Origin of the sequence: Mycobacterium sp. E787 (assembly GCF_001668725.1) — a bacterium.
In the GTDB taxonomy this organism is placed as follows: domain Bacteria; phylum Actinomycetota; class Actinomycetes; order Mycobacteriales; family Mycobacteriaceae; genus Mycobacterium.
Genome location: NZ_LZKL01000101.1, coordinates 14372 through 32282, shown reverse-complemented (window position 1 = coordinate 32282; position 17911 = coordinate 14372). Strand labels below are relative to the sequence as shown.

Here is a 17911-nt window from a genome sequence, read left to right as displayed (position 1 = left end):
ACGTGGGGCTGTCGCCCCCCGGTTGGACCGCCGAAAAGACCGCCAAGCTGCGGCCGCTGCTCCATTCAGCCGCCACCCCCGCCGCCGCTGCGGCTGGCCTTGTTGACCTTGGCGGTGGCGTACCGAAGCGAGGGGCCGATCTCGTCGACCTCGACCTCGACGACGGTGCGCTTCTCGCCCTCGCGCGTTTCGAAGGACCGCTGCTTGAGGCGCCCCGTGACGATCACCCGGGAGCCACGGGTGAGACTTTCCGCGACGTTCTCGGCGGCCTCCCGCCAGATGTTGCACCGCAGGAACAGCGCCTCGCCGTCCTTCCATTCCCCGCTCTGGCGGTCATAGATCCGCGGCGTCGACGCCACGGTGAAGTTCGCCACGGCCGCACCCGAGGGAGTGAACCGCAGTTCGGGGTCCGCGGTCAGGTTGCCGACAACGGTGATAGTGGTGTCACCAGCCACAATTTCCTCCTCGGTCCGCCTTCACAGATATGTTCCGGCTGAGCCTACGCAGCTCCGACGACACTCGGAACTCAGTGCTTGTCGGTGCGCATCACCTTGGTGCGCAGCACCGACTCGTTGAGGCTCAGCTGGCGGTCGAGCTCGGACACCGTCGCGGGCTCGGCCTTCAGGTCGACGACGACGTAGATGCCCTCGGCGTGCTTGGCGATCTCGTAGGCCAGCCGGCGCTTGCCCCAGATGTCCACCTTGTCGACGCTCCCGCCGTCCTTGCGGACGACGTTGAGGAACGTCTCCAGGGACGGGGCCACGGTGCGTTCGTCGAGCGTGGGGTCAAGAATGACCATGATTTCGTATGGACGCATGGAAACCTCACCACCTCCTCTGGTCTCAAGCGGCCACGGTCGTTCCGTGGCAGGAGGGTCGCCTGCGTCGGCAACCGCACCAGGCTACCGGACAGGGGGTCTGCCGGAAAAATCCGCGCGCTTACCGCCGGGCTTGGAGGAACTCGTGGGCCCGAGCCACGGTCGCCTCATCGGCCTTGGCGAGCGCGCCGGAATCGAACGGCGGCTGCGGGTCGTATTCGATGAGCAATTGGGCGGCCTGCGCGGCCTCGCGGTCGACCAGGAGCTCGACCAGCCGCAGGGCCATGTCGATGCCGCTGGAGACGCCCGCGGCGGTGATGAGGCGCCGCGGTAGGTGCTCGACGACCCGGTCGGGGACGTAGCGCGCCCCCAACTCGTTGAGCAGGTCCGCAGACCGCCAGTGGGTGGTCGCGGTGAACCCGTCGAGCAGGCCGGCGGCGGCCAGCAACAGCGCGCCGGTGCACACCGAGGTGGTGAACGTGGTGCGGGGGTGCACCGATTGCAGCCACGCGCGGATCGCATCTCCGTCCGCGTCGCGGATCAGCCGCCGGGTTCCGATGCCGCCCGGGACCACCACCACGTCGGGAGCGCCGACCTCGCCGAACGTGGCGTCGCAGGCCACGCCGAGCATCCCGTTCTCGGTGCGCACCTCTCCTCGGCGGTGGCCCACGAACACGACCTCGATCGACGGAATCCGTTGCAGCACTTCATAGGGGCCCACGGCGTCGAGCGCGGTGAACCGATCGAACAGCGGGATCGCGACTACCGTCATGGCGCCACTCCTTCGATCCCGGCTACGCCGGCATCATCGTCGTCGGCGCGCGTCATGGCTGCCCCACCGCCGCCGCCTCGGTGTCGGGTTCCGGCGCGGGCGCGTCCGGACGACGCAGCCCCGGCGGACGCAGCCGGGCCGGCAGCCACCCGGGCGGACGGTCGGAGGCCCGGTCGAACGGACCGCCCGCCGGGTCGTCCACGCGGCCGTCCCAGCGCGCCAGGTCCTCCTCGGGGCGATAGATCTGCCGGACCACCAGCGCGCACAGCGCCACCACGGCGACATCACGCAGCAACACCGTCGTGGTGAAGAACTGCAGCGGTAGCCCACGGTTCGGGTTGCCGTACAGGTAGTACATCCGCGGCACCCACACCAGGGCGTCAATCGTCATCCAGGCCAACAGGATTCGCCGATGCGGCAATGCCAGCACCGCCAGCGGCACCAGCCACAGCGAGAACTGGGGGCTCCACACCTTGTTGGTCAACAGGAACGCGGCCACCACCAGGAACACGAGCTGCGCCACCCGCGGGCGCCTTGGCGCGGTGAGAGCAACGTACGCGATCGCCGCGCAACACACCGTGAACGTCACCGCGACCACCGTGTTCAACACGGTCGGCGGCTGCCAGAAGCCGAGCTTCGGATCGAAACCCCGCCAGCCGGTGAACGATTTCACCACGTTGTACAACGAGTCCATGTCGTCGCCGCGGCGGGTGTTGAGCCGGAAGAACTCGGACCAGCCCCGCGGGAAGAGGACCAGCACGGGAAGATTCACCAACAACCAGGTCGCCGCCGCCGTCACCGCGGTGCGCGCGAAGGCGCCGAGCCGACCGGTCCGGACGCCCAGCACCAGCAGCGGCCCCAAGAACAGCAGCGGATAGAGCTTGGCCGCGGCGCCCAGTCCGATCAGCATCCCGGCAAGCACCGGTTTTCGTCGTGCCCAGGCAAGCAGGCCACCCATCGCGAAAGCCGTTGCCAGGGCGTCGAAATTGGTGAAGATCTGAAAGATCACCACGGGCGAGGCGGCCACCAGGGCAGCGTCCCAGATGCGCCTACCCGCCAGACCCGCGGTCGCCCACACCGTCGCCAACCAGGCCAGCGCCAAGCCGAACGCCGCGATGTTGAAGAACATCACCACCTCGGCGACGACCGGCAACGGGGCGAGCTTGCTCAGCGCGGTATATGTCTTGGCCACCGCCATCGACGCGTACTGATAGACGCCGGTCAGCACCGGATACTCCATGTATCGCACCGCGGGCCGCCCGTCGTAGCGGACCTGGGGAGCCCCGCCGGCGTCGGTCTCGATCCAACTCGACTTGTACGGAAACTTGCCCTGGCTCAACAACTCCGCGCCATACAGGGGAACCGTGTCGGAGTAGCACAACTCGTAGTAAGCGCGTTGATTCTGCCAATTGGCGACCCGCTGGTCACCCGTCCCGGTGCCGCTGCTCTGCAGGCACGCCGCCTTGGTCGACCAGCCGAGCGCCAGGAACACCAGCGCGATCACGTACATCACCCGCACCGGGGTCATCACCCGGGTCCGGCCGATCAGCGCGTGCCGGCCCACCGGCCCCCCGCCGGCCTCGGCGAGCGCGGCGCCCAAAAAGTCGGTGCGGCTGGGGCAATCGCGGTTGTCGACGCTGCGCAGGTCGGCCGCCAACGGCTCCGGTGAGATGGTGGCGCTCTGCTGCCGAGCGCCGGTCACGGCGGCGGCGGCGGAGCTTGCGGGCCGCCCGGTGGGACCCCGGGTGGCTGGAACCCGCCGGGGCCGCCCGGTTGCGGGCCGCCCGGCTGGTAGCCGCCCGGTGGGGGCGGCGCGTTGGTGATCGTCGTGGGCGGACCGACCGGGATCGTGATGCCCGGCGCCACCTCGATGGTGGGCTGGACGACGCTCACCTGCGGCGGCGCGGGCGGCGGCGGCGCCGCGGGCACGCCCGCGTACCCGCCGATCTCGCTCGGCTTGGGGAAGCTCTCGTTGGAGGTGCCCTTCAGGGCGCCGTCCATGGTCGACTTCCAGATGTCCGACGGCAGCCCGGAACCGTAAACCTCTGCGCCCGAGGCGGTTACCAGCGGCACGTTGTCTTGTACGGTGCCCACCCACACGGCCGTCGACAGTGACGGCGTGTAACCGACCATCCAGGCGTCCTTGTTGGCCTGGGTGTCACCCAACTGCACCGTCCCGGTCTTGGCCGCCGACGGACGCCCGCCGGCCAGACTGTGGCCGCGCGAATAGGCGGCGATCGGCTGCATCGCGGCGGTGACGTTGTCCGCGACGCCCTTGTCGATGCGATTCTCGCCACTGTTGGCGTTGTTGTCCGTATTGCCGGCGTCGAAAAGCACCTGGCCCTCGGCGTTGACGACCTTTTGCACGAGATGCGGCCGGTGATAGACGCCCGACGCGGCCAGCGTGGCGTACGCCGAGGCCATGTCGATCGGCCGGGTTTGGTACTGGCCCAGCACAATTCCGTTGTTCGGGGGGCCGCCCTTGCCGTCCTCGGACAGCGTGTGCGCGACGCCGGGGAAGCTCTTCGCGACGCCCGCCTGGTGCGCGGCGTCCGCGACGGCCTGCGGTCCGCCCTTGAGCTTGAGCATCAGCCGGTAGTAGGCGGTGTTGAGCGAAAGCTTCAGCGCCTCGGCGATATTGCAGGTGCCACAGCTCTCGCCGTCGACGTTGGTGATCTTGATCCCGTCGACGGTGAGCGGGGAGCTGTCCACCTGGTAGCCCAGGCCGATGCCTTGCTGCAGCGCCGCGACCAAAGCGAACACCTTGAACGACGACCCTGTCTGCAACCCGGCTTGAGCGAAGTCGAAGCCGTTGGCGTCGGAGCCGCCGTAGTAGGCGCGTATCGCGCCGTTGTGCGGATCGATCGACACCACCGCGGACCGCATGTCCGGATCCTGCCCGTCGAGGTATTTCGACACCGACTTCTCGGCGGCCTGCTGGGCCTTCGGATCGATCGTGGTGGTGACCTGCAGGCCCTGAGTGTTCAGCGTCTGCTCGTCGATGTTGAAGAGCTCCATCAGCTCCTTGGTCACCTGGCGCTCGATCAGCCCGTTGGGACCGGTGGTCTGGTATTGCGCGCGGGCCTGTTCGGGCGGCAGGGTGGCCGGGAACACCTGCCCGGCACGGTCACTCGGCGACAGTGCCTTGGTTTCCACCATGCCGTCGAGCACCCAGTTCCAGCGCTCCGCGGCGCCCTTGGGGTCCACGGCCGGGTCCAGCGAGGACGGCCGCCGGATCAGGGCCGCCAACAGCGCGCCCTCCGAGACGGTGAGCTGGTCGACCGGCTTGTCGAAATAGGCTTTGGACGCGGCCGAAATCCCGTAGGCGCCGCGGCCGAAGTAGATGATGTTCAGATAGGCCTGCAGGACATCGTCTTTGGACCACTCCCCCGACATCTTGGTCGCGATCACCAATTCCTTCGCCTTGCGCATCAGACCGCTGAACCCGTGTTGCGCCGAACCGACCAGCGCGTTCTTCACGTACTGCTGGGTGATCGTGGAGCCGCCCTGCAGGTCGCCACCCCCGAACAGGTCGTTGTTCACCGCCCGGGCGAAGCCGGTGAACGAAATGCCGGGGTTCGAGTAGAAGTTGCGGTCCTCGGCGGCGATCACCGCCTGGCGCACATGGACGGGGACCTGGCTGATGTTGACGTCGACCCGATTGCCTTCGGGCGGAACGATCTTCGCGATCTCCGAGCCGTCGCTGGCCAGGATCGTCGACACCTGGTTGGTGCGGATGTTCCCGGGCTTGGGGACGTCGACGATGAAGTACGCCATGGCGAAGGTGACGATCGGCAACAGCACCAGCGCCGCCAACGTGATGTAGGCGGCGCGTCGCACCCACAGCCAGTTGATCTGGTCGACCCAGCTCCAATCGATTCCGGGTCGGGGCGCGCCGTCACCGGGTCCGCCCGGCCCGCCGGGTGGCCGAGGCGGAGGCGGAGGCCCGTCGGGTGGGCGACGCCCGGGCATGGGCCCCTCCCGCCGCCCGGACGTCGCGGCGCGACTGTCAAGGGCGGCCTTGACCTCCTCGAGCGGGTCCCGCTGCTGCGGCGACGACGCCGGGCTGTCCAGGGCCGCCTTGACTTCCTGGATGGGGTCGGGCCGCCGGGGCGCATGGTCGTCCACGACGGGCGGCAGGATCGTGGTCAACCGGTCGTCCGGGGGAACGGGGCGGCGTCGGCCGTGACCCGGTGGCGCTTCGCGCCCGCCGTGACCGCCCGGCCGGTCGGTGCTCGCGTGCTTGCCCACGCGCTCAGTCGCTGATTGGTTCAGATCACTGGGCGACTGGTCGTGGCGCCCTTCGTTACTCAATGGCCGTTCGGGCGCCGCTGCGCGCCGTCCGCGTGCCCCTGGGAGGAGGTGCCGGGCGGGCCGCACCCATGACATACGACTTCACGAGGTGGTTCCAGCTGCAGGTCCGGCACACCTCCACGACGTGCACCGAGAACTCCTGGAAGCGGGTCGCCAGCATCACCAACTCTTCGGCGGTGCGCGCCGAACCCGACACCGCACCCAGGTGGTCGCCGAATACCCAGGAGACCAAAGTCAGCTGTTCCTTTCGGCAGATCGGGCACATGACCTGGCTCTGTTTGCCGTGAAACTTCGCCGCGCGCAGCAGGTATGGGTTCGCATCGCAAACCTCGGACACACCGGTGCGGCCCGAGTACACCTCGGCGAGCAGGGAGCGCCGCCGAAGCGCGTAGTCCACCACTTGTCGCTGCAGTCGCACGGTGACCAGAGTACGTGGCCGCCCGCACCACCGACACGCAACCGAGGCGGTTGCCGGCCCGCGCCGAGGCCATCGGCCGACGACCAGCCGCCTCGCACCGTAGGACCCCTCGACCTGCGGTGGCGGCGGCTAATGGCGGGTTATCGCGCAGCTTCGCTGTGACGAATGGCGCAATAACATCAGGTAGTGTTGTGACGAATATATCGAAACGATACGATGACGCGAGGCGTCGAACCGTCGTAACAGTCCGTGCAAAGGGGGTGAATCGATGCTGGAGCTTGCCATCCTGGGCCTTCTGATCGAATCGCCCATGCACGGCTACGAACTGCGGAAGCGGTTGACCGGCCTGCTCGGCGCGTTCCGGGCGTTCTCGTATGGGTCGTTGTACCCGGCCCTGAGGCGCATGCAGGCCGAGGGGCTGATCGCGGAGAACGCGGCGCCGGCCGGCACCCCGGTGCGGCGGGCGCGTCGCGTCTACCAGCTGACCGACGCCGGTCGGCGGCGGTTCGGCGAGCTGGTGGCCGACACCGGCCCGCACAACTACACCGATGACGGCTTCGGCGTTCACCTGGCGTTCTTCAACCGCACGCCGGCAGAGGCGAGGATGCGCATCCTGGAGGGTCGCCGCCGTCAGGTCGAGGAGCGCCGCGAAGGGCTTCGCGAAGCGGTGGCGCGGGCGAGCAGCTCGTTCGACCGCTACACCCGGCAGCTGCATCAGCTGGGGCTGGAGTCCAGTGAGCGCGAGGTCAAGTGGCTCAACGAGCTCATCGCCGCGGAGCGGGCGATGCCCGGGCTTTCCGAACAAACGTGAAACCCCTGCACGACAAACGCACGAGAAGTACCCGAGACAAGAAGTTATGGAGTGAGGAGAACGCCCTATGAGTGACCACAAGCCGTCGGATGCGCAGACGGACGTACGAGTCGCCATCGTCGGCGTCGGCAACTGCGCGTCGTCGCTGGTTCAGGGCGTCCAGTACTACCTCGACGCCGACGAGAACAGCACCGTGCCCGGCCTGATGCATGTGAAATTCGGCCGCTACCACGTCCGCGACGTCAAGTTCGTCGCCGCGTTCGACGTGGACGCCAAGAAGGTCGGGTTCGACCTGTCGGAGGCCATCTTCGCGTCGGAGAACAACACCATCAAGATCGCCGACGTGCCGCCGACCAACGTGACGGTGCAGCGCGGCCCGACGCTGGACGGCATCGGCAAGTACTACGCCGACACCATCGAGGTTTCCGACGCCGAGCCGGTTGACGTGGTCAAGGTCCTGAAGGAGAACAACGTCGACGTGCTGGTGTCCTACCTGCCGGTGGGCTCGGAGGAGGCCGACAAGTTCTACGCCCAGTGCGCGATCGACGCGGGCGTGGCGTTCGTCAACGCGCTGCCGGTGTTCATCGCGTCGGACCCGGTGTGGGCCAAGAAGTTCGCCGACGCCGGCGTCCCGATCGTCGGTGACGACATCAAGAGCCAGGTCGGCGCTACCATCACCCACCGGGTGATGGCCAAGCTGTTCGAGGACCGCGGCGTGCAGCTGGACCGCACCATGCAGCTCAACGTGGGCGGCAACATGGACTTCCTCAACATGCTCGAGCGCGAGCGGCTGGAGTCCAAGAAGATCTCCAAGACACAGGCCGTCACCAGCAACCTGCAGCGCGAGTTCAAAACCAAGGACGTGCACATCGGACCGTCCGACCACGTGGGCTGGCTCGACGACCGCAAGTGGGCCTACGTCCGACTGGAGGGCCGGGCGTTCGGCGACGTGCCGCTCAACCTGGAGTACAAGCTCGAGGTGTGGGACTCGCCGAACTCGGCCGGCGTCATCATCGACGCGGTGCGGGCGGCCAAGATCGCCAAGGACCGCGGCATCGGCGGGCCGGTGGTCCCCGCCTCGGCCTACCTGATGAAGAGTCCGCCGAAGCAGCTGCCCGACGACGTCGCGCGCGCTCAGCTCGAAGAGTTCATCGAGGGGTAACTCTCCGGTTTGCGGCCCGCGAGCGTGACGGCACTGCGATTGTCGGCTCCGATTTACGCGGTGGCGTTACGCTCGCGGTCGGGCCGTAGTGTCTTTAGATCGTGACCGAGATGTCTGAGGACGGACCGGCGGGACTGTCGGAGTTCTCGCTGCTGGCCGAAAATGCCGAACAGGCCGGCGTCGCCGGGCCGCTGCCCGACGTCGAGCGGGTGGAATCGGGCCCGGCCGACAACAGGATCAGCGCGCTGCGCTGGGGAGCTCGCTCATCCGGGGGCCCGCGCATCGTCTTCCTGCATGGCGGTGGGCAGAACGCGCACACCTGGGACACGGTCATCGTCGGCCTCGGCGAGCCGGCCCTGGCCGTCGACCTTCCCGGGCACGGACATTCGGCCTGGCGCGAGGACGGCGACTACTCGCCGCAGCTCAATGCCTACGCCCTGCTGCCGGCGCTGCGCGAGCACGCGCCCGGTGCGGACCTCGTCGTCGGCATGTCGTTGGGCGGGCTGACCGCGATCCGGCTGGGCGCCATCGCCCCGGAGTTGGTCGGCGAACTCGTGCTGATCGACGTCACGCCGTCGGCGCTGCAACGACACTCCGAGATGACCAAGGAGCAGCAAGGCACGGTGGCGTTGATGCACGGCGAGCGCGAGTTCGACAGCTTCCAGGCGATGCTCGACCTGACCATCGCCGCGGCACCGCACCGCGAGGAGAAGGCGCTGCGGCGCGGCGTTTTCCACAATTCCCGGCGGCTCGACAACGGCAAGTGGACCTGGCGCTACGACACCATCCGCAAATTCCCCGACTTCAGCGGTCTGTGGGACGACGTCGACCGGCTGTCCGCGCCCATCACGCTCATCCGAGGCGGCTCGTCGGGATTCGTCAACGACGACGACGCGGCCGAACTCGCCAGGCGCGCAACCAATTTCCGCACCGCGCACGTCGTAGAGAATTCGGGCCACTCCGTGCAGAGCGACCAACCGCGCGCGCTGATCGAGCTCCTGCGCGGGGTGCTCGACTCGCGCTGAGCCTACGGTGGGCATATGAATCCTGACCGCCCCATTCGAATCGGCGTGCAGTTGCAGCCGCAGCATGCCCCGGACTACGCCCAGATCCGCGACGCCGTTCGCCGCTGTGAAGACATCGGCGTCGACATCGCCTTCAACTGGGACCACTTCTTTCCGCTCTACGGCGATCCCGACGGCCCGCATTTCGAATGCTGGACCATGCTCGGCGCCTGGGCCGAGCAGACCTCGCGCATCCAGATCGGCGCGCTGGTGACCTGCAACTCGTACCGCAACCCGGAGCTGCTGGCCGACATGGCCCGGACCGTCGACCACATCTCCGACGGCCGGCTGGTCCTGGGGATCGGTTCGGGCTGGAAGCAAAAGGATTACGACGAATACGGCTACGAATTCGGCACCGCCGGCAGCCGCCTCGACGACCTGGCCGCCGCGCTGCCTCGCATCAAGTCGCGGCTGGCCAAGCTGAACCCGGCGCCGACCCGCGACATCCCGGTCCTCATCGGCGGCGGCGGTGAACGCAAGACCCTGCGGCTGGTCGCCGAATACGCCGACACCTGGCACAGCTTCACCTCCGCCGACGAGTTCCCGGCGAAATCGGCCGTTCTGGAACGGCACTGCGCCGACGTGGGGCGCGACCCCGTCGGCATCGAGCGCTCGGCCGCGGTGACCGACGGTGGCGCGCTGATCGCCAATGCCGAAACGCTCGTCGGGCTCGGCGTCACCCTGCTGACCGTCGGGTGCGACGGTCCGGACTACGACCTGACCGCCGCGGAGGCGCTGTGCAAGTGGCGCGATAGCCGCTAGACCGGTCGCCTCCCGTTTGTCGCAAATTCATCGGCCAAACACCTTAACGGCGGCGCGAAGTCATGAGAAACTTCTCAGCGCTAGCTGGCCGATGCGGGTTGGAACGAGGCTCGGAACAATAGATGCCGAAAAAATACGGGGTCAAAGAAAAAGACCTGGTTGTTTCGCATATCCTGCACCTTCTTCTGACCGGAAAGCTGCGCAGCGGCGACCGCGTCGACCGCAACGAGATCGCGCTCGGCCTGGGGGTCAGCCGCGTCCCCATTCAGGAAGCGCTGGTGCAACTCGAACACGACGGAATCGTGTCCACCCGCTACCACCGCGGCGCGTTCGTCGAGCGGTTCGACGAAGCCACCGTCCTCGAGCACCACGAGCTCGACGGTGTGCTCAAGGGAATTGCGTCGGCGCGCGCGGCGACCAACCCCACTCCACGGATCCTGGGTCAACTCGATGCGCTGATGCGATCGATGCGCACCGCCAAGGATTCGAGGGCCTTCTACGACAACGCTGCGGAATACCGTCACACGGTCATCGACGAGTACGCCGGACCGCGGCTCGCCGCCACGATCCGCGCATCGCGCAACCTCATTCCTCGCGCGTTCTGGACGACCTATCAAAGCAGCCGCGAGGAAATGTTGCCGTTCTACGAAGATGAGACCTCGGCGATACACCGGCGTGATCCTGAGGCCGCCCGGTCCGCGTGCGTGGGTCGCTCCTACCTGATGGCGCAGACCATGCTGGCGGAACTGTTTCGGCGCAGGGTGTTTTCCGCGCCCGACGACATCGTCCAGGTCGTCCCCCAGGTATTCACCGGAACCGACGCGCCTCGCGTCGAACCGTCGATCGCGCTTTAGACCTTTTCGACGCGCCAGGTCGCCGGTGTGCCGATACGGTAGCGGTGATGAGTTCGCGCCTGGACCGGCGTACCAAGCGCCGAAAGCTCTTCGCACTGGCCACGACGACGTTGATGGTCAGCGGCCTGACACTGGCTGCCCCCGCGGCCGCCGACTGGAATCAATGCGCGCCCGGCGGCGTGGACAGTGCGCGGGCATTGCCGAAGGATCTGACCGAAACCCCCGGTGCGGGCCACGAAGATCGGGACACCACCGCCTCCGTCGAGCCGCTCGACTCGGTCAACGCCGGCGCACTGAGCCTCGGGACGCCGGGGGTGCTGACGGTGGGCACCCTGTCCGACGCCCCACCGAACATCTGCATCAACCCCACGGGTGAATTCAGCGGCTTCGACAACCAGCTGATGCGCGCCGTCGCCGGCAAACTTGGTCTGCAGGTCCGCTTTGTCAGCACGGATTTCTCCGCGCTGCTCGCCCAGGTGGCGTCGCGACGCTTTGATGTCGGATCGGCAGCGGTGAAGGCCACCGAGGCGCGACGCCGCACGGTTTCGTTCACCAACGGCTACGACTTCGGCTTCTACTCGCTGGTGGTGCCACCCGGCTCGGCGATCCACAAATTCAGTGACCTCGCCGCCGGTCAGCGCATCGGCGTCGTGCAGGGCACCGTCGAGGAGTCCTACGTCGTCGACACGCTGCATCTGCAACCGGTGAAGTATCCGGGCTTCGCGACCCTGTACGCCAGCCTCAAGACCCGCCAGATCGACGCGTGGGTGGCACCCGGGACGCTCGCGTCGACCGTCATACGGCCCGGCGACCCGGCAGTCGTGGTCGCGAACACCTTCAGCCCAGGCAATTTCGTGGCCTACGCGGTCGCCAAGGACAACCAGCCGCTGATCGACGCGCTGAATTCGGGACTGGACGCCGTCATCGCGGATGGCACCTGGGCGAACCTGTACTGCCAATGGGTGCCTCGGCCCCTGCCACCCGGCTGGAAACCCGGGTCGCAAGCCGCGCCGGCTCCGCACCTCCCGGACTTCGCCGCGATCGCCGCGAGCCACCACCGCGAGTCGGCGGGCCCGGGTGCCCCCATGTCGACGCTGGCCCAGTTGCGCGAGTCCTTCTTCGATTGGGATCTGTATCGGCAGGCCATCCCCGCGCTGTTGACCGTCGGGTTGCCCAACACGTTGATCCTGACGAACAGCGCCCTGGTCATCGGCCTGGCGCTCGGGATGGTGCTGGCCATCGCGGGAATGTCACGGTCACGCTGGTTGCGCTGGCCGGCGCGCGTGTACACCGACATCTTCCGCGGCCTGCCCGAAGTGGTGATCATCCTCATCATCGGGATGGGCGTCGGGCCCTTGGTGGGCGGGCTGACCAACAAGAATCCCTACCCGCTGGGCATTGCGGCGCTGGGACTGATGGCCGCTGCCTACATCGGCGAGATCCTGCGCTCGGGCATCCAGAGCGTCGACCCCGGCCAACTCGAGGCCGCCCGCGCGCTCGGATTCAGCTACCCGGAGGCGATGCGTCTGGTGGTGGTGCCCCAGGGAATACGGCGGGTGCTGCCGGCGCTCGTCAACCAGGCCATCGGATTGCTCAAGGCCTCCGCGCTCGTGTACTTCCTCGGACTGGTCGCCAAGCAGCGGGAGCTTTTCCAGGTGGGCCGGGACCTCAACGCGCAGACGGGCAGCTTGTCGCCGTTGGTGGCCGCCGGTCTGTTCTACCTGATCCTGACCATCCCGCTGACCCATCTGGTGAACTACATCGACGGCTGGCTTCGCCGCGGCCGTGTCGTCGCGGAGCCGGACGACCACGCCGGCATGCTGACGACGAAGTTCGGCCAGGAGATCACGTGACCGCCGGCGCCTTGAGGCACGCGTCGGTATCGTTGGTGGCCAAAGACATTCACCAGACTCTCGGCGGAAATCTGGTGCTGCGCGGCGTGGACATCGAGGCCCCCGCGGGTAGCACGGTGGCCATCATCGGGCCATCCGGCTCGGGCAAGTCGACGTTGCTGCGCACCCTGAACCGGCTGCATGAACCGGACAGCGGGGACATCCTGCTGGACGGCAGGTCGGTGATGCGCGACGATCCCAATCAGCTCCGCCAGCGCATCGGCATGGTGTTCCAGCACTTCAATCTGTTTCCGCACCTGAGCGTGCTGAAAAACGTCGTGTTGGCGCCGTCGAAGTTGCGGCGCCTTCCCGCGGACGAGGCCCGCGAGTTGGCGCTGGCACAGCTGGACCGAGTTGGCCTGAAGCACAAGGCCGATTCCCGCCCCGGCACGCTGTCCGGCGGCCAGCAGCAGCGGGTCGCGATCGCCCGCGCGCTGGCGATGGCCCCGCAGGTGATGTTCTTCGACGAGGCGACCTCGGCGCTGGATCCCGAAATGGTCAAGGGAGTACTGCAACTGATCGAAGACCTCGGCGCCGACGGCATGACGATGGTGGTCGTGACGCACGAAATGGGTTTCGCGCGGTCGGCATCCGACACTGTCGTTTTTATGGATCGCGGCAAAGTCGTGGAATCCGGACCTCCCGAGCAAATATTCGAAGCCGCTAAAACGGAGCGGCTCCAGCGGTTCCTATCCCAAGTGCTGTGACGGTTTCCGACTAGTAAGCGATAGCTCCCTTGTCCGGCACACATATCGGGTTAGACTCCCGACTTATGGCGGACAGCGAATCCACAGCTCCCGAGGTGAAGGAGCTTGCGGAAGGTTTGCACCGCGCGCTGTCCAAATTGTTTTCGATATTGCGCCGCGGGGACCCCAGCGGCGTCGTAGCCGGCGACCTCACGTTGGCGCAGCTGTCGATTCTGGTCACCCTGCTCGATCAGGGGCCCATCCGGATGACCGACCTGGCGGCACACGAGCGGGTGCGGACACCGACCACGACGGTGGCGATCCGCCGGCTGGAGAAGATCGGGCTGGTGAAACGCTCCCGCGACCCGTCCGACTTGCGAGCGGTGCTGGTCGACATCACGCCTCGCGGACGGGCCGTTCACGCCGAGTCGCTGGCCAACCGGCACGCCGCGCTGGCCGCGATGCTCGGTCAGCTGCCCGAGGCGGACCTGAACACCCTGATGAAGGCGCTGGCGCCCCTGCAACGCCTGGCCGCCGGCGAACCCGGCCCCGCCGGAGAACACCCGGCGCGCAAGCAGGCGTGAAAGACGCTGCTCTGCAAAGCGATTGGTGGCTTCCGTAGACTCAGGTCATGCCCACCGCACTCATCACCGGCGCGAGCGGCGGTATCGGTTCCGCCATCGCCACAGCGCTCTCGCAAACGTACACCCTGCTCTTGGCCGGTAGGCCCTCCGATCGGCTCGACGCCGTGGCAGAACGCCTCGGCGCCACCACTTTTCCACTGGACCTCACCGACACCGACGAGATCGACGCCAGCTGCGAGATCGTCGACGAACTGGACGTGTTGGTGCACAACGCGGGGCTATCCATTCCCGGTCACGTCGCCGAATCCAACGTCGAGGAGTGGCGCGCCACGTTCGCGGTGAATGTCTTTGGGGCCGTGGCGCTTACGCTCGCGCTGTTGCCCGCGCTGCGCAGCGCCCGCGGCCAGGTGGTGTTCCTCAACTCCGGTGCGGGGCGCACCGTTTCACCGGGCATGGCCTCCTATTCGGCGAGCAAGTTCGCGGTCCGGGCCTTCGCGGACTCGTTGCGCGAGGACGAGCCGGAGCTGCGCGTGACCACTATCTACCCCGGCCGTACCGACACCGATATGCAACGCGAACTCGTCGCGTTCGAGGGCGGCGAGTACGACGCGGCCAAATTCCTCAGGCCCGAGACCGTCGCCGCGGCGGTCGCCAATGCCCTGGCCACACCGCGCGACGGTCACGTCCACGAAGTCGTGCTCCGGCCCGGCCGGCGATGATCCGCCTGCGCGGCTAGAGAACCAGGTTGACCAGCCGGCCCGGGACCACGATCACCTTGCGCGGAATGGCGCCGGCCAGGAACGCCTGAACCTTCTCGTCGGCCATGGCGGCGGCCTTCAGCGTGTCGTCATCGGCGTTTGCGGCCACCACCACTCGGCCACGCACCTTGCCGTTGACCTGCACCGGATATTCGACGGTCTCCTCGACGAGGTAAGCGGGGTCGGCCTGTGGGAACGGCCCGTGCGCCAGCGGTGCGGTGTGGCCCAGCCGCGACCACAGCTCTTCGGCCAGGTGCGGGGCCAGCGGCGCCAGCATCAGCACCAGTGGCTCGGCCGCCGCGCGCGGAACCGCCCCGCGGTGCTCTTTGGTGAGGTGATTGGTGTACTCGATCAGCTTGGCCGCGGCGGTGTTGTTACGCAGTGCCGCATAGTCTTCGGAGACCCCGGCGATGGTGCGATGCAGCGCGCGCAGCGTGTCGGCGTCCAGCGCCTCGCCGCCCGCGTCATCGGTCACCCGTGTTTCGCCGGTCTGCTCGTCGATGACCAACCGCCACACCCGCTGCAGGAAGCGGTGCGCCCCGACGACGTCCTTGGTGGCCCACGGGCGGGACGCCTCCAGCGGACCCATCGACATCTCGTACACCCGCAGCGTGTCCGCGCCGTACTCGTCGCAGATCTCGTCCGGAGAGATCGAATTCTTAAGGCTCTTACCGATTTTGCCGAACTCCTGGGAAACTTCGACTTCGCCGTCCGGACCCGGGTAGTAGAACCTGCCGTCGCGTTCGCTCACGTCGTCCGCCGGCACATAGGAGCCGCGCGCGTCGGTGTAGGCGAATGCCTGAATGTAGCCCTGGTTGATGAGCCGGCGATACGGCTCGCGCGAACTGACGTGGCCCAGGTCGTAGAGCACCTTGTGCCAAAATCTCGCGTACAGCAGGTGCAGTACCGCGTGTTCGGCACCGCCGACGTACAGGTCGACCCCGCCGGGATCCTGCGGGCCGTGCTCGGCCGGTCTCGGGCCCATCCAATAGGCCTCGTTTTCCTTGGCGCAGAACCGCTCCGAGTTGTGCGGATCGGTGTAGCGCAGTTCGTACCACGAACTGCCGGCCCACTGCGGCATCACGTTGGTGTCGCGGGTGTAGGGCCGCAGGCCATCGCCCAGATCCAATTCGACATGCACCCACTCCGTCGCCTTCGCCAGGGGAGGCGACGGCTCGCTGTCGGCGTCGTCGGGATCGAAAAGCACCGGCGAGTAGTCCCGGACGTCGGGCAGTTGGACGGGCAGCGCGGCCTCGTCGAGCGGGTGCGGGCGTCCGTCGGCGTCGTAGACGATCGGGAACGGCTCCCCCCAATACCTCTGCCTGGCGAAAAGCCAGTCGCGAAGCTTGAATTCGATACGCGCCCGTCCGCGTCCCTCGGCGTGCAGCCGTTCGGTGATCGCTTGCTTGGCGGCCGCCACGTCCATGCCGTCGAGGTAGCCGGAGTTGACCAGGACACCGTCCCCCGCGTGCGCGGCCTGCGTGATGTCCCCGCCGGCAATGACTTCCACGATCGGCAGGCCCAGCGCGTGGGCGAAGTCCCAGTCCCGCTGGTCATGCCCCGGGACGGCCATGATCGCCCCGGTGCCGTAACCCGCCAGCACGTAGTCGGCGATGAAGATGGGCACCGGTTTTCCGTTGGCGGGATTGGTGGCGTAGCTGCCCAGGAAGACGCCCGTCTTCTCCCTGCTCTCCTGGCGTTCGAGGTCTGACTTCGCGGCGATCGCGCGGCGGTAGGCGGCGACGGCCTCGGCCGGCGTGGCGGCACCGTACGTCCAGCGGAGGTCGGTGCCGTCGGGCCAGGCGGCGGCGGCCAGTTCGTCGACCAGGTCGTGCTCGGGGGCCAGCACCAGGTACGTCGCCCCGAACAGCGTGTCGGGCCGGGTGGTGAACACCTCGATGTCGACCGCGTCGCCGTCGCTCGTGCTTGCCGAGAACAGCGCCTGCGCACCGGTCGAGCGACCAATCCAGTTGCGCTGCATGGTCTTTACCTGATCCGGCCAATCCAGCACATCGAGGTCGTCGAGCAGCCGGTCGGCGTAGGCGGTGATGCGCATCATCCATTGGCGCAGCCGTTTGCGGAATACCGGGAAGTTGCCGCGGTCGCTGCGGCCGTCGCTGGTGACCTCCTCGTTGGCCAGCACGGTGCCCAGCCCGGGGCACCAATTCACCATCGAGTCGGCCCGATAGACCAGCCGGTGGCCGTCGATCACGTCCGCCCGCTCCCCCGCCGACAGCCCGGCCCAGTCCCGCCCGTCGTCGAGACGACGCGCACCGGAATCGAACTCGGCGATCAGCTCGGCGATCGGACGCGCCCTGTTGGCCGCGGTGTCGAACCAGGCGTTGTAGATCTGCAGGAAGATCCACTGGGTCCATTTGTAGAACTCGACGTCGGTGGTGGAGAAGCTGCGCCGGCTGTCGTGGGCCAGGCCGAGCCGGCCCAGCTGGCGCTTGAAGTTGACGATGTTGGCCTCGGTCCTGGTGCGCGGGTGCGTGCCGGTCTGCACCGCGTACTGCTCGGCGGGCAGCCCGAAGGAGTCAAAACCCAAGGCGTGCAAGACATTATGGCCGGTCATCCGGAAATACCTGGCGTAGACGTCGGTGGCGATGTATCCCAGTGGGTGGCCGACGTGCAGTCCGTCGCCCGACGGGTAGGGGAACATGTCCTGCACGAACAACTTGTCGTCGGGCACCCGGGTTCCATCGGGCGGCGCCAGATCACCGACCGGATTGGCCACGTTGAACGTCCCGAGCCTCGCCCAGTTCTCCTGCCACGCTCGTTCGATCCGGCCGGCCAGCGCCGCGGTGTAGCGATGCGGCGGCGCATCGGAGTCCGCCGCGGCGGCACCCGATGCGCTCCGGGGCGCGGCGGTCGGGGATTCGGTCACCTGAACAGGGTATAAGGCGGCCCCGGCGACCCCGGCGGGCCACAGGTTGATCTCGGTTCAGTTGCGCACCGATCAGAGCTTCATCCCAGGTCGGTTTCGGCCCTGTTCACCGCGTTTGACCTCTGGTTAC

15 protein-coding genes and 1 pseudogene are annotated in these 17911 nt (G+C 67.6%); 9 read left to right on the top strand and 7 right to left on the bottom strand.

Features of this window, described 5'->3' with window-relative positions; translation table 11 throughout:
• Positions 1 to 68 precede the first annotated feature (68 nt).
• The 6 genes and pseudogenes from A5705_RS20520 to A5705_RS20495 all read right to left on the bottom strand — a co-directional run.
• A pseudogene (locus A5705_RS20520) lies at positions 69 to 455 on the bottom strand (single-stranded DNA-binding protein); the annotation flags it as partial.
• 71 nt (positions 456 to 526) lie between these two features.
• Complete coding sequence (rpsF, locus tag A5705_RS20515) at positions 527 to 817, bottom strand: 30S ribosomal protein S6 (protein WP_061557737.1); 291 nt, start codon at positions 815 to 817, stop codon at positions 527 to 529.
• A gap of 121 nt (positions 818 to 938) precedes the next feature.
• Positions 939 to 1589, bottom strand: coding sequence for a DJ-1/PfpI family protein (locus A5705_RS20510; RefSeq protein WP_068279629.1), 651 nt, complete (start codon positions 1587 to 1589; stop codon positions 939 to 941).
• A gap of 52 nt (positions 1590 to 1641) precedes the next feature.
• Positions 1642 to 3291 carry a glycosyltransferase family 87 protein gene (locus tag A5705_RS20505; protein WP_068279627.1) on the bottom strand — a complete coding sequence of 550 codons (1650 nt, stop codon included), beginning with the start codon at positions 3289 to 3291 and terminating at the stop codon, positions 1642 to 1644.
• Positions 3288 to 5903 carry a transglycosylase domain-containing protein gene (locus A5705_RS20500; RefSeq protein WP_369829614.1) on the bottom strand — a complete coding sequence of 872 codons (2616 nt, stop codon included), beginning with the start codon at positions 5901 to 5903 and terminating at the stop codon, positions 3288 to 3290. Before A5705_RS20500 ends, A5705_RS20505 begins: the two co-directional genes overlap by 4 nt.
• Positions 5896 to 6321 (bottom strand): DUF5318 family protein, encoded by a 426-nt coding sequence (locus tag A5705_RS20495; RefSeq protein ID WP_068279619.1) that lies wholly within the window; start codon positions 6319 to 6321, stop codon positions 5896 to 5898. Before A5705_RS20495 ends, A5705_RS20500 begins: the two co-directional genes overlap by 8 nt.
• Positions 6322 to 6589: 268 nt before the next feature.
• On the opposite strand from A5705_RS20495, the gene A5705_RS20490 reads away from it, so the two are divergent.
• From A5705_RS20490 to A5705_RS20450, 9 genes are all read left to right on the top strand, one after another.
• Positions 6590 to 7132 carry a PadR family transcriptional regulator gene (locus A5705_RS20490; RefSeq protein ID WP_067878114.1) on the top strand — a complete coding sequence of 181 codons (543 nt, stop codon included), beginning with the start codon at positions 6590 to 6592 and terminating at the stop codon, positions 7130 to 7132.
• 67 nt (positions 7133 to 7199) lie between these two features.
• Entirely contained in the window at positions 7200 to 8294 is a 1095-nt protein-coding gene (locus A5705_RS20485) for an inositol-3-phosphate synthase (RefSeq protein WP_067878118.1), read from the top strand.
• A 110-nt stretch (positions 8295 to 8404) separates the two neighbouring features.
• On the top strand, positions 8405 to 9319 hold the full coding sequence (locus A5705_RS20480; RefSeq protein WP_156763174.1) for an alpha/beta fold hydrolase: 915 nt from the start codon (positions 8405 to 8407) through the stop codon (positions 9317 to 9319).
• Between the two features lie 15 nt (positions 9320 to 9334).
• Positions 9335 to 10120 carry an LLM class F420-dependent oxidoreductase gene (locus A5705_RS20475; RefSeq protein ID WP_068279613.1) on the top strand — a complete coding sequence of 262 codons (786 nt, stop codon included), beginning with the start codon at positions 9335 to 9337 and terminating at the stop codon, positions 10118 to 10120.
• 122 nt (positions 10121 to 10242) lie between these two features.
• Positions 10243 to 10974, top strand: coding sequence for a GntR family transcriptional regulator (locus A5705_RS20470; RefSeq protein ID WP_068279606.1), 732 nt, complete (start codon positions 10243 to 10245; stop codon positions 10972 to 10974).
• A gap of 47 nt (positions 10975 to 11021) precedes the next feature.
• The gene (locus A5705_RS20465; protein ID WP_067878199.1) at positions 11022 to 12827 is read left to right on the top strand and encodes an ABC transporter substrate-binding protein/permease; all 1806 of its coding nucleotides are present in this window, start codon (positions 11022 to 11024) and stop codon (positions 12825 to 12827) included.
• 11 nt (positions 12828 to 12838) lie between these two features.
• On the top strand, positions 12839 to 13573 hold the full coding sequence (locus tag A5705_RS20460; RefSeq protein WP_369829615.1) for an amino acid ABC transporter ATP-binding protein: 735 nt from the start codon (positions 12839 to 12841) through the stop codon (positions 13571 to 13573).
• A 65-nt stretch (positions 13574 to 13638) separates the two neighbouring features.
• Complete coding sequence (locus tag A5705_RS20455; RefSeq protein WP_067878133.1) at positions 13639 to 14136, top strand: MarR family winged helix-turn-helix transcriptional regulator; 498 nt, start codon at positions 13639 to 13641, stop codon at positions 14134 to 14136.
• A gap of 47 nt (positions 14137 to 14183) precedes the next feature.
• Positions 14184 to 14855: an SDR family oxidoreductase gene (locus A5705_RS20450; protein WP_068279600.1), complete on the top strand. Its 672-nt coding sequence runs from the start codon at positions 14184 to 14186 to the stop codon at positions 14853 to 14855.
• A 13-nt stretch (positions 14856 to 14868) separates the two neighbouring features.
• Here A5705_RS20450 and leuS read toward each other — a convergent pair whose 3' ends face one another.
• Entirely contained in the window at positions 14869 to 17781 is a 2913-nt protein-coding gene (gene leuS / locus A5705_RS20445; RefSeq protein WP_068279597.1) for a leucine--tRNA ligase, read from the bottom strand.
• Positions 17782 to 17911: the final 130 nt, after the last annotated feature.